Source organism: Desulfocicer vacuolatum DSM 3385, assembly GCF_900176365.1.
GTDB lineage: Bacteria > Desulfobacterota > Desulfobacteria > Desulfobacterales > Desulfobacteraceae > Desulfocicer > Desulfocicer vacuolatum.
Genome location: NZ_FWXY01000035.1, coordinates 1 through 12,819, shown reverse-complemented (window position 1 = coordinate 12,819; position 12,819 = coordinate 1). Strand labels below are relative to the sequence as shown.

The 12,819-nt window shown below is 42.8% G+C and carries 11 protein-coding genes; 1 reads left to right on the top strand and 10 read right to left on the bottom strand.

Annotated features, from left to right (window positions below):
* Positions 1 to 113 precede the first annotated feature (113 nt).
* A complete protein-coding gene (locus tag B9A32_RS19525; protein WP_084071649.1) occupies positions 114 to 1,643 on the top strand; it encodes a glutamate synthase-related protein in 1,530 nt (509 codons plus the stop codon).
* Positions 1,644 to 1,959: 316 nt separating this feature from the next.
* Here B9A32_RS19525 and B9A32_RS19520 read toward each other — a convergent pair whose 3' ends face one another.
* The 10 genes from B9A32_RS19520 to B9A32_RS19475 form a co-directional block, all read right to left on the bottom strand.
* A complete protein-coding gene (locus tag B9A32_RS19520; protein ID WP_084071648.1) occupies positions 1,960 to 2,772 on the bottom strand; it encodes an oxygen-binding di-iron domain-containing protein in 813 nt (270 codons plus the stop codon).
* A gap of 385 nt (positions 2,773 to 3,157) precedes the next feature.
* Positions 3,158 to 3,943 carry an adenylate/guanylate cyclase domain-containing protein gene (locus tag B9A32_RS19515; protein ID WP_170923917.1) on the bottom strand — a complete coding sequence of 262 codons (786 nt, stop codon included), beginning with the start codon at positions 3,941 to 3,943 and terminating at the stop codon, positions 3,158 to 3,160.
* A 277-nt stretch (positions 3,944 to 4,220) separates the two neighbouring features.
* Entirely contained in the window at positions 4,221 to 5,741 is a 1,521-nt protein-coding gene (locus B9A32_RS19510; protein ID WP_084071646.1) for a DUF1846 domain-containing protein, read from the bottom strand.
* A gap of 427 nt (positions 5,742 to 6,168) precedes the next feature.
* On the bottom strand, positions 6,169 to 7,692 hold the full coding sequence (locus tag B9A32_RS19505; RefSeq protein WP_084071645.1) for a metal transporter: 1,524 nt from the start codon (positions 7,690 to 7,692) through the stop codon (positions 6,169 to 6,171).
* A 223-nt stretch (positions 7,693 to 7,915) separates the two neighbouring features.
* The gene (locus tag B9A32_RS19500) at positions 7,916 to 8,239 is read right to left on the bottom strand and encodes a hypothetical protein (protein ID WP_084071644.1); all 324 of its coding nucleotides are present in this window, start codon (positions 8,237 to 8,239) and stop codon (positions 7,916 to 7,918) included.
* 66 nt (positions 8,240 to 8,305) lie between these two features.
* Positions 8,306 to 8,569, bottom strand: coding sequence for a hypothetical protein (locus B9A32_RS19495; protein ID WP_084071643.1), 264 nt, complete (start codon positions 8,567 to 8,569; stop codon positions 8,306 to 8,308).
* Positions 8,570 to 8,830: 261 nt separating this feature from the next.
* Positions 8,831 to 9,253 (bottom strand): MaoC family dehydratase, encoded by a 423-nt coding sequence (locus tag B9A32_RS19490; RefSeq protein WP_084071642.1) that lies wholly within the window; start codon positions 9,251 to 9,253, stop codon positions 8,831 to 8,833.
* A gap of 327 nt (positions 9,254 to 9,580) precedes the next feature.
* Complete coding sequence (phaC, locus tag B9A32_RS19485) at positions 9,581 to 10,720, bottom strand: class III poly(R)-hydroxyalkanoic acid synthase subunit PhaC (RefSeq protein ID WP_084071641.1); 1,140 nt, start codon at positions 10,718 to 10,720, stop codon at positions 9,581 to 9,583.
* Positions 10,721 to 10,773: 53 nt separating this feature from the next.
* Positions 10,774 to 11,745 (bottom strand): poly(R)-hydroxyalkanoic acid synthase subunit PhaE, encoded by a 972-nt coding sequence (locus B9A32_RS19480; protein ID WP_084071640.1) that lies wholly within the window; start codon positions 11,743 to 11,745, stop codon positions 10,774 to 10,776.
* 280 nt (positions 11,746 to 12,025) lie between these two features.
* Positions 12,026 to 12,520 (bottom strand): PilZ domain-containing protein, encoded by a 495-nt coding sequence (locus B9A32_RS19475; protein ID WP_084071639.1) that lies wholly within the window; start codon positions 12,518 to 12,520, stop codon positions 12,026 to 12,028.
* Positions 12,521 to 12,819 lie beyond the last annotated feature (299 nt).

Here is a 12,819-nt window from a genome sequence, read left to right as displayed (position 1 = left end):
AGCTTTATATGCGCTTTTCAAAAAGTGTTGTCAATGATAATTTGTCTGCAATGTTTTTGGTACACTTCAAACATTTACATTGCCAACACGAATATTTATAAAGGAGCGTTTTAATGACCTATTCCCCTACATTAAGTTCCGGATTCACATTTGCAAAAAATCGCAGCAGTTTTATTTCCCCTCAGTCGGGTATGTGTTCCTTTTGTACCGAGGATTGCGGCGGAACCTGCGAGCTTGCCCAGGCAGCTGTTCTGGGTGCCCAGACCGTATATCCCACCACCACCGGGAACAACCAGATTGCATCGGAAAAAAATTATCCCATTGATTTTTCACATTTTAATATCAACGGCCGGGTTTTCGGAGCCCAGGGGGGGCAAGCCACCCAGGATGAGGCCACCATTTTCAATGTTAACTTAGAGCGGACTTACGGCATGATCAACCCGGTGAAAATGGCCATGCCCGTCATCCTCCCGGCATTGATCAAGCTTAACTGGCAGGATTACTTTTCCGGGGCCGCCATGGCCGGGGTCACCTGTGTCATAGGGGAAGATGCCAGGAATAAGGAACCCAACCTGAAAATTAACAATGGCCAGGTCAGCGATTTGCCCCTGCTGGAAGATGCCCTGGACTGTTTTCGGCGATATGATAGGGGCTTTGGTCAGATTGTGCTCCAGTGCAATGCCGAGGATAATCTCATGGGAGTGCCCAAAATTGCCGTGGAAAAATACGGTGCCAAAGCCATGGAAATTAAATTTGGCCAGGCCGCCAAGGGAACCCAGCCAGCAATCCGGGTAACGAATCTTAAAACCGCACAGCTCAAACAGGCCCAGGGGAATCTGGTCCATCCCGATCCCAGTGACCCGGCCGTTCAAAAAGCCTATGAAGAGGGCACCTGTCCCAATTTTTACACCTACGGCCGCCTGCCCCTGTGGACGGAAGAATCCCTGACAGAGCACATTGCCATGCTCAGGGATATGGGCGTGGAAAATATTTATTTTAAGATGGCCGGGTTTGACCGGGCTGATATTGAGCGCGTCATCCGTCTGGCCTGCCTGGCCCAGGTGGATATGGTGACCTTTGACGGGGCTGGCGGCGGGTCCGGTTACAGCCCCTCCAAGATGATGAATGAATGGTCTCTGCCCACGGTTTGTCTGGAAGATGCCGTTGTCCGTATCAGCAGGCAGTTGGAAGCCCAGGGCCTTACCCTGCCCGCCATGGTCATCACCGGAGGCTTTGCCAGTGAGGATCAGGTGTTCAAGGGGTTGGCCTATGGTGACGGATATGTTCAAGGGATCGGCTTGTGCCGGGCTTCCATGGCGGCGGCCATGACGGCAAAAAATATCGGGCAACAGATCCGGGAAGGAAATGTGCCGGAACGATTTAAATCCTACGGTACCACCATTGAAGAAATCTTCTGCGATCTGCCGGACCTGCGTGCCCTTTACGGTACCCGTGCCAATGGATTCCCCACCGGAGCCATGGGGGTGTTTTCGTATCTCAATAAAATTGCATTCGGGCTAAAGCATTTTGCCGCCTTGAATCGAAAGTTTGATATCGGACTTTTGGATAAAAGTGATCTGATTCCTTTGACAGCCGATGCCAGGGATTTGATGACAAATAGGTGGTTTGTTCCCCGGCAATAAATGCCTTTATTCTGTTTTAAGGGGAGCGGGCGGGCCAGCGGCGAGGGGTAGTTGTGAGCATCAGATTTTTTTGGGTGAAGATGATCCTCCAATTCAGTTTGGTAAAAGGAGGGAGGTATCGACAAATTGTTGCACCTTCATCAAAAAAATATGAGTCTTACTTCAAGGGGAGCATACCTGTTTCTCCCAGCCGTCACATTCTATGCTCGTAGAACAGGGTATCCAGCGCAAATTCAATTATTTTTGAATAAAAATCAATGCTTCATGCGCTTAAAAGATACACTGGGGAGAAACGGGTAATGCTCCCTATTTCAAGTCAGCCGGTAATACCATCAATTCCAACGTTTTCAAGGAGCTCAAGCTCCTGTATAACTAATGAAATATCTTTTTTGCTTTGAAGAATACTGCCATGCTGCGGTGCGATTCTGTCAATGGGAATATCTTTTATGACTTTCATGGCAAATCGCAGCGATCTGTTGCAGGGAAATATGTCTTTGTGAAAGGTCAGGATATCGGTGATGGGACAGTCTAACACCTTATTGGGGCAGGCTTCACGATCATTGCAGGAGTAGCAGGTTTCATTCAATTCTAAAAACAGATCCCATTGGCTGGCATAACTGCCAAACAGATCACTGCTGAAAAGTGTTTGGGTTTTTTTGTCGTAGGTGACAAAACTGCCGGGGCTGTGGCAATAGGGTGTTGCGTAAAATTTAAGTATCCGTCCGTTGAGATTCAATGAATACCCATGATTTTGGATGGATTCCAGGAGGGGAAAATTTTCCCGGCTGATATAAAAGGAAATAAAAGTGTTGTTCTTTTTTTCTGATATGATTCTCAGTGCGGGATTATCAATCATGTCAATGAAGTTGGGCATTGATCCGCACAGATCGGGATCGTAATGCTGGTATATGAGGCCAACGATGTTTTGGGGATTAATCCCGGTTTGTAAAATTTTCATCATCACCACGGAAAAATCCGTTCTGCTGCCCCCGTCGATCAATACGGCACGGTCCCCCTGAACGATAAGATATGGGTTACAGGTCATGTTGGACTCTTCATCCCGGAATCCCACCCAATATATGCCTTCTGCCACCTGGATGGGGCGGTCATATTTGTTTTTATTGGTCATCTTAAATATTCCTTTAGAGCTTGTTTAAAAAATTTTCAGCCGTCTTTTTGTTCCAAAAGAGAATGACATGTTTTTGAAATAGTATATAATGGGCATGTCCTGTAGAACACAACAAATATAGGGTCGTAGACGCGACACCAAATGGTATTATACCGCCGCCCCCCCCCGATGGGCAATGGACCCGGACCGGAACTGTAGACAGCTCAATTGTCCGGTTCCTATTGCCCATCGGAGGGGGCGGCTCTGCTGAGGTTGCATTGTATATAACCGCCACGGGTGGACCGTATTCTGATTCGGTTCCGCCCACAACAAAGGTAGAAATACATCCCTGGTTTGCGGAGTATTTCATATAAAAAAAAAGATGTTGTTTTGTGATCTGCTCTGTTTATTTTTCTCCAACGGCAAAGTAGGCATGCATCTTTTTTTTATTTTTCAGTGCAATAAGCCCCCTGTTTTCAAACTTAAAATAATTTTCAGCAAGCCTGTGGGTGGTTTCTGACACATTGATTTTATCCTTTTTTCCAGAAGATTCAAATCGGGACGCAATATTTACATCATCGCCAAATACATCAAACTGCATGCGTTCTTTTCCCACAACACCGCCCATGACCTGGCCGGAGTGAATACCCACCCGCATGTGGAAAGGATATTGGGAAGCTGAGTTGAATTTTTCCATGGATTTCAGCATTGCAAAGGCTGCCTGGATGGCTTTTCTTGCATGATTTTCACAGGGAATGGGGGCTCCAAAAATTGCCATATATGCGTCCCCGACGGTTTTTATTTTGGTGCCCCTGAATTTGTTGATATTGATATCAAATTCAGTGAAAATCATGTCCAGTGTTTCCAGCAGAACCGTTTTTTCCATCACTTCTGATAAGGCTGTAAATCCCACAAAATCCGTGAAAAGAATGGTGCAGTTATAGGGCCGTGGTTGAAAATGTCCCTGGATTTTAAGCTCCTCTGCAACGGCTTCCGGCAGGATGTTTTTCAGCAGAGAATCTACTTTTTTTTCAAGCAATACATAATTTTGGATTAAATTTTTTAGAAACCGTTTTTGCAGTGCATCGTCGTCAATGGTGGCAAGGGCTTCCAAATTGTTTTCCAAAAGGACATTGCCGGAAATGTCATCCGGATGAGATGTTATCCATTCAGATAATATTTTGTTTTTCACAAAGTTTCTCCGCGTTTTTCCAGCAATCAATGGATTTTTTCAATTTCGTTGGCATTTCGAGGCATTCATATTACAAACGGTGCCCAAATATAATATGTGCATGATAATGGCGGTTTTGTCACGCTTTTGTCAAAACTTTGTGTTTAAAAATGAGTTTCAACAAAAGCGTCAATAATGTAAACCTGATCCTGCCCCCCCCCTTTTCATTGTTATCAATATGAAAAATGTGAATATCAATGGAGAACAAAAAATGAGGGGCCTGGGGGACGTTTCCAGGTTACATGGTGTAAAGATCATTGGTGGCAAATAGAGGATCGGTGGTGAGGTTGATGCCAAGCCTTCTTATTCCTTCCTCATCCCCGGGGGAGGGCATGTGGGTCATGTGCATTTCACAGTCTTTGAATTCCGCAAGCATTTCCATGGCAAGCTCCACCGCATGGTTGCTGGTGGCGCTTATGGCAAGGGCGATGAGGGTTTCCTGAAGATCCATGCTCAGGCTTTTTTCATTCAGGATTTCGGTTTTCATGTTACTCACCGAATCGCAGATCTTTTCCGGCATCAGCTGAATTTTATTGGGAATGCCTGCCAGATGTTTCAGTGCCCGGACAATGACGCTGGACGCAGCATGCATTCTGGGGGAGTTGGTGCCTGTGATAATGGTGCCGTCGGCAAGTTCAATGGCTGCCCCCACATAGATGCCTTCACTGCCGAGCCTGGGATCATTAATTGCTTTTTGAGCTGTCTCCTGGGCAGGGGAGACCACGGGGCGGTCTTCCGGGCAGAGGTTAAACTCTTTCATCAGAAGCTCTGCACGCTGGACAGTTTCCCGGGTGGTGAGTCCCAAGGCGTATTCACACTGATATCTCAGAAATCGTCGGATAAGTTCCTGTAGAGCCGCTTTTTTTGCCCCTTCATCATCGGTAATGGCAAATCCCACCCGGTTAACCCCCATGTCCGTGGGAGACCGGTAACAGGATTGATCTCCGGTGATTTTTTTGAGTATCCTTTGAAGAACGGGAAACACATCCACATCCCGGTTGTAGTTCACCGACTGAACCTGGTAAGCTTCAAGGTGAAAGGGGTCAATCATATTCAGATCTGCAAGATCTGCTGTGGCGGCTTCATAGGCCACATTCACCGGGTGTTTCAGGGGCAGGTTCCATACGGGGAATGTTTCAAATTTTGCATAACCGGATTGAATGCCGTGTCTGTGGTCGTGGAACAGCTGGGAAAGACAGGTGGCCATTTTCCCACTTCCCGGTCCCGGGCCGGTGACGATGACCAATGGTCTTTCTGTCTTGATATAATCATTGGCTCCATAGCCCTCGTCACTGACAATAAGCTCGACATCGGTGGGATAGCCCTTGGTAAAGTAGTGAGTATAAACGTTGATATTACGTCTTTCAAGCTTCTTTTTAAAAATCACCGCCGAGGGTTGGTTTTCAAAGCGTGTAATAATCACGCCCCGGACAAACACCCCCCAGCTTTTCAGGTCATCAATGATTTTCAGTATGTCTGTTTCATAGGTGATACCAAAGTCTGCCCGGATTTTTTTCCGTTCAATGTCCCCTGCATAAATGCAGATCAACACCTCTGCCTGATCTTTGAGCTCCTGGAGCAGGCGAATCTTGATGTTGGGGTCATAACCCGGTAACACCCGGGCTGCATGATAATCAAACAGGAGCTTACCGCCGAACTCCAGGTAAAGTTTGTTGTCAAAATCTTTAATTCGCTGCCTTATTTTACCGGCCTGTTCCTTTAGATACTGATCATTGTCAAATATTGTTTTCTTCGACATCTTGTCCTTTGCACACTAAGGAACGAGGTTTTAGGAAATAAGATTTTATTGATTTACCGTTTTAAATTCCAGGCAGCCAAGCCTTTAAGGCTGCTGTTTTGAATAGGCGGTGAATTAAAAAATGTTGGCTTATTGTCCATGGCAGTTAAAAAATAACATAACCTTATTGGAAAGACTCATTGGCTTGCCTTCCAATCAAAAGTTGCAACAGGTATGCTTTGCATATTGATGAACGTTTGATAATATTGAAGATTATGTTAAAAGTGCCAGTGCTGTAAAATTCTCATTCCCAAGCAATGTTATGAATTTGTTATGTTTTGGGTGCCTCTAACCGGGAGCACTTCCTGACGGTCGTTTGCTCCACCAACCGACATTTTTTATCATAACTTAAACCTCTTTTCAAATAATTGTTTTTTTGTTGGTCAGCCTACTTGTCCATGGCTTCGTTTAAATCCATTTGAAATCGAACAGGTCCTCTGTATTCCTTGTTTTGGCCAAACCGTTTGTGCAGTGCAAAGGCAGATTCAGGATGTGACCAGGAGGTGGCAATGGCAACATGACCCTTGGGAAAGGGTGTAACCTCAATGTCAATATGGTCAAGGGGGGCAAGGGCCGTCTCTTTTTCCACCAGATCATCATCTTCGCCATAGCAGAGCAGCCAGGGTATTTTTTTTTCTTCTATTCCTTTGAAATTCAATTTTCTGTCAAATATCTTCACCGGCAGAGTGCCCTCTGCCGTGACAGGAATATTATAGGATGCAAAACTCATTTCAGTGATGGATAAAGGAATGTCCGCCCTTTCATTTTGCAGCCAGTAGTTAAGGGCGGCAGCGGTTTTACTGATGGTTTTAGAATGTTTTTCCATCTGTGCCACCATGAACATGTCTCTTAAGAATGATACCACCGGCGCTTGATCCTCAATGCTTTTAAGCTTGTATACCCAGCCCATGAGTTGTCCGTCTGCCACCTTGTTTCCATTGGGCAGGGTTTTTGTCCCATAAAGCAAGTCATTGAAACGGGGGGGAAGGCTGTTTAAAAAATCTCCCAACCCTTTGCTTTTTGTTCCATCCATGGGGGCCACACAGGTGATTAATGCATCCACCACATGGTCCAGCTCATTGGAAAGTATATTGCATACAGCCGTATATCCTCCTTGACAATAACCATTTAGTGTAACTTTTTTGCCATGGGTTTCCATAACTTTTTCGCAAAAATAGCGTGTATCCATGGCATCATCTTCCATGGTCATGGTCTGGAAAGCCGGTGTAATATTAATATCCTTCATTATACGGATATAGGTGGGAATGCCTTGATTTGCATAACAGTGAATGTAGCTTTTCTTTTCTCCGGGCAGAAAGCTTAAAATATTGGCACCCAAAACAAAGGGAGGAATAACAATAATGGGTTTTCCCTTTTCATTCACTTTAATTTTTTTATCACTGGGTTCAATTCGGTAGAGAAAAAAACGGTCAGTTTCAGCAAAAAGAGGGTTTTCCCGGCGTTCAAAATGAAAACCATATTCCGGTTCAATCTCTTTGATGGCCTTGGGAAGGTTTTTGCCCACACCTGAAATCATATCAAATTGACGGGCAAAAAACACGTCCAGCTTTTCTCCTTTGCTTTGTGAAAATGAGTTGCAAAAGGCGATAATATAGTTTTCAAGCTCTTTTTTAAGGCATTCATCCATGGCCCGCATGCTTCCTGAAAAGTATTTCCCCAGCAAATTCAGATTGAATTTCAGGAGATCCACATATGCATTCCACTGCTCTCCCGGTGATTCCATATTTAATTTTGACAGCTCGGCTTTGCTGAAGTAGGCAGTGGAAATCAGATATGGGAGAATAAAGTCGTTATTGTATCTTGCAAAGCCTGCGAATAAATTTTGGGCAGCAATCATCTGCTCTATAAAAAACTTGGAGTCGTTTTCGATTTTTTTAAATAAGTTTTCCATGAATAGAACCTCAATATTGTCAACATGGGATAATCACAGTAGGCCATCTTAGGGACTCAGATCTTATTGATTTACCATTTAACCATACCAAAATTGATATGTTTTATGGATGAAATTTCGGGTAAACGGTAAATTAAAAACTGCTGATTTCCTTATGATCAACATCCAAAATAAAAATGCCGGCCATAAAAATGCAGCCGGCATATGGGGTTGCCTATGGATCTTATTTTTTACTTGTTTCAACCGGAGCTGGAAAAGGTACAGATTCTGGCGCTGGAGAGGATACAGGTTCGGGGGATGCAAAAAAAGCTTTGGCCCTGTCAAAGCTCCAGTCAACATATTTTTTGTAGTTGTTTTGGCCTTGCTTTGTAACATCAACCCAATAGGAACGAATTTTTTTGCTTCCATCCGGCAGCAGTTTTTTTTCAAAAGCCAGATCCATCATCTTGTTCCCTTGATCCTGAAGTGAGGTCATCATGGCAAAAGAGTTATCAAACAAATTTTTGTGATACTCAACAGCCTTAGTCATCATTGTTGTGCTGTACATATGTCGTCCTCCAGAAATATCATCCGGTGCGGTGGGTTATCACTTTACGAATGTATAATAATCGATCTATTTTTGATCAAATATTTTCTCAAATTGGGTGTATCCTTCATCAATGGCTTTTTTAAAATCATTCCTGAATTTTTTGGTATACGCAAAGGTTTCATCTATCTGTTTTTTTCCATCCTCGGTTACCCAAGGCATTTTTCCAATAAAATTATTAAGCATGTTTTCCGTTTGATCCTGTACAACATTCATGGTATTAAAGCTGTTTTCAAAAACAGTTTTTTGGAATCCAACCATCTGTTTTGCGGCTTTTGCTGTGGTCTCCATAACAAATCTCCTTTTTGGTGAGTGATTTAATGTTCCATTTTAGTTATATAAACGAAATATATGGAACGTAGGATTTTAAATTTTTCATCATTATGTATTATTGTTCAATAATAGTGCCCGTTAATTTTTTTTTCAATTCCCCTAAACAAAAGATGAATAAAAGTAATGCGGACAAGCAGGTTTAATGTTTGATTTGTTCTCCCTTTGACTCAGGTATGAAATCATCCATGATACCCTCCACTGCTTAAACCTTTTTCAGCGCTACCCGGCCTGGGGAGGATGAATAACCGCTTTTCCGTCAACCACAATGGTGCCTCCTTGATTCACGCAGCTTGTTCGCAGGCTTACTTTGTTTTTTTCAGTGTTGATGCCCTGTATCTCAACCCTGGCTGTAATGGTATCGCCAACGTGGACGGGGGCTAAAAAATTGAGTTGTTGCTCACGGTAAATGCTTCCGGGGCCGGGAAGTTTCATGCCGATTACAGTTGAGATAAACCCTCCAACTAACATGCCATGGGCTATTCTTCCTTTGAAAAAGCTCTTTTTCCCATACTCTTCATTTATGTGGGCAGGGTTCAGATCCCCTGTTATACCCCCAAATAGATAAATATCAGATTCAGAAATTGTTTTACTAAACTCATCTGAGTCTCCGATGTGCAATTGGTCAATGGTTTTGCCAGTCATGTTTTCTCCTTTTTCGGAGGAATTTCAGTTGTGATATGGCGTTAAGGGATTCAGTGGTTTTCAATGTACCGTATACACACGGCAAAATCTTTAGACCACCGTTTCCTGGAATTTATAATCGGTAAAGCAAATAAGTTATGCATCCTTTTAGGGCCGCAGATGAAATAACTTGATCAGAAATAGCGCAGACCAAATCTATAAAATCTGGTGGTTCATCTACAAGGCGCATTAAAGGTTTAATAGCTCAGCCCTATTTGGCCTTTGATGCAACGCAGTAGATGGGCCAAAAGGCAAGCTATTTCGTTCAAGTTATAAAATTTGCGGTCCTTAAGCTCTTTTAATCGCTTTTTCTTCATTTCTTAAAGAAGATAAGTGGGAGATCTCTGTCTGTGGTTTTTCCCTCTGGGAGAGCCAGTTGACTATTTTGGGTGTAAATTCTTTTTGATATTTGGAGCTGACATAGATACCGATGTGTCCGGTATTCAGGCAGAGATCTTCAACATCTTGGGAACCAACCCTGGCGGTGAGGAATTTCGCGGCTTCCGGAGGAACCAGATGGTCAAATTTTGCGTAAATATTGAGTAAAGGCATGGAAATATTTTTTAGATCCACCACATTTCCGTTGAGTTTCATTTTGCTTTGAATCAAAAGGTTTTGCTGATAACAGTCTGTGATGAACTGTTTAAAAGTCTCCCCGGGAACATCCGGGCTGTCAAAAATCCATTTTTCCATTCGAATGAAATTTTCAACAAAGGTTTTATTGGCCATGTTGTCCATAAAACCCACATATTTATCCATCATCAGGCGGGCGGGATTCATCAGAAGAAAGCCCATATTCATGATATCACCCGCCAGATTGCCTCCGGTTGAGACAAGTTTGTCAGGGTGCATCTGCCGGGTCCAGAGGTGGAGAAATCCCTTGTCTGTATCAAAATTGGTGGGCGTGACAGTGGTCACAAGGTTTTTGATCTTGTCCGGATGAAGTGCCGCATACATGACGCTGAACGTTCCTCCCATGCAGATGCCCATGAGATTTATTTTTTCAAGGCCATGGCGTTTTTGGATGAAATTCACCATATCATCCATATACCAGTTGACATGATCATCAATGGTGAGATATCTGTCCTTTCGTCCGGGATAGCCCCAATCAATCATATACACCTCCTGACCATGGGAGAGCATGGCCTGGATCACGCTTCTTTCCGGTTGAAGATCCAGCATGGTTTCCCGGTTAATCAGGGCATAGACAATGAGCAGTGGGGTTTTACTTTTTATCGTTTCCGGCAAATAATGTTTAAGCTTAACCCGATCTTCCTGATATACCACCTCACAGGGAGTCTCAGCGATGTCGGTATTAAGATCTTCCATCATGACATCATAGCCTTTTTGAATCAGAAGGCTGTTTTTTATTATTTCTTTTGTGACTTTATTGGCAAAACATTCAACCGCAATATTGGTACGACTCATAAATACCTCTCACTTACTTTCCGGATAAATCAACGTCGTTGGTATTGTAATGTTTAAAGCATATTTTTTTTTGTCTGTTTGGTTGCCTTGGCTTTTTTGGAACTTGTTTGGGCATTTTTTTTCGTTGGGGAAGCAACTTGGGCGGGCTTGGCAGCAGTTCTTACAGGCTTGGCTCTGGTGGATTTATCAGACCGTGGTGTTGTTGTCTGTTTCTTTTTTGAGGCCGCTTTTTTAGGAATGGAAATTTCAAATTTATTGGTTTCGGCTTTTTTTATGTCGTTTTCAGGTGTGGAAATTTCGACTTCTTTGGTCATGGATTTTAATTGTTTCTCAACACCTTTGAGTCTTTTTTTCAGGTTATATAGGTCTTGATAAAGTTCGTCCATTTCCGAGTTGCTTGGAATCTGAAGTTGACGAAGTATGGCGTTAATGAGCTTTCCCTTTGACTCCTTGTGGTCTGAAATCGTATCGATGAGCGAATGCATGGCATTGATATATTCAGGCGACTGAAGCATTTCCATGAAATATCTTTCAAGGGCTTTGATCCAGATGTCGTATATCGCTTTGGGGTCTTTCGGAAATTCATTCTTGTCCATCATTTTTGTGAATTCATCCATGACCATTGCACCGGCTCTTTCCACCGGAATATAGAGCAGCGCCATGAAGTGTGAGAATGCAATCATGGACTTGTTCGCTGCATTCATGGCCGAGCTTGCCTGTTCCTGATAATTCCTGCCAATGCCCAGCTGGGGAATGTTAAAAAATTTTTGGAAATTTGATTCATACATATCTTTCCAGATGGTGGCGATGTTGTTTCTGAAATCATCGGCACAAAGGCTTTTGTCTTCCTTATTCCAATGATTAAAGCTTGAAAATGAATTCATGTACTGTTTCCACATGGAAGGCAGATTGCCCATTAGCTCATCCTGCATCTTAAAGGTATTGCCCCATAATGTGGATGTGTTTTCTATCCAATTTTGTGATAACTCATGAAAATAATTTTTTTCTGTTTCTTTTTTTTTCATTAGAAATCCTTTATTTTGATACCTTTACCCGGGTTTAATAGATTTGAAAAGCAAGTTGCGTGCCCATGTGATTGATAGATGTAAGAATTTGATTTAAAATGGTATTGTGCCATGTGATCGTTGTGCTTATGATTATTTGTTGAAAATTGAAATGGTTTTCTTTTGCAGGTTGTAAAATATTCCGACAGTTCTGGTTGTTTTTTTCTTAATGGACCGCACACATTCAAATTTTCTTGGGTTGTGTGATAAATATATAACTCTTTAATCTTGCTGTGGGGGGTTAAATGACGTTGCCCATTATGAATCTCGTGATATTTGTTTCCAGTGTTTTTTCTGAGAATTGGGAGATAGATGTAAAACAACTCTGGCACAGGAGTATGTGCTCGTCGGTTTTGACGATTTCCTGTATTGAGGGCGCCCCGCACAACTCACAACAATGAATTGATGGGTTGATATCTTTCTTTTTTATGATTTTTGCTTTCCCCAGTCGTTTGATGCCGACTCCGTAACTGGAATTAATATTTTGCCTTTGGCACCACTTGACCTGAACAACACAGGCATCATAGGATTCAAACGGTTCAAAAACGGGAAGCAGGTCATCTATTTTTATAAAAAAACACTCCCCCTGGGAAAATATCTGGGTTGATTCAAAACAGATTCCATCCACACTCACATTGTGGGTGACGGCTTGGTGGTATGGGGCATCATAACCTTTTATAAAACAAATGGGTACATTGATCTTTTTACGGGCTTGCAATCGCCTGTCATTTTCCATAAAATTACTCCTTGGTACAGGATTTATATTTAAAAGATTATCGAAAAAGTCTGTGCAATGTTAAGGAACGATTTGAGTCAGCAGATCGTTAAGGAACGCTTTGAGCCCGCAGATCATTAAGGGGCGCTTTGAGTCAGCAGATTGCGTGGTGCGCCATTGATTGAGAACGCATTTGAAAACTTAGAAGATGTTTGATTTGTTATATCTTAGATTCTTATCTCTTATTTTCGTGTTGTTTTGGCAAAAGAATTATGTAGACTACTCATAACTATTTGCCAATTCAGGGATTATCACCATTG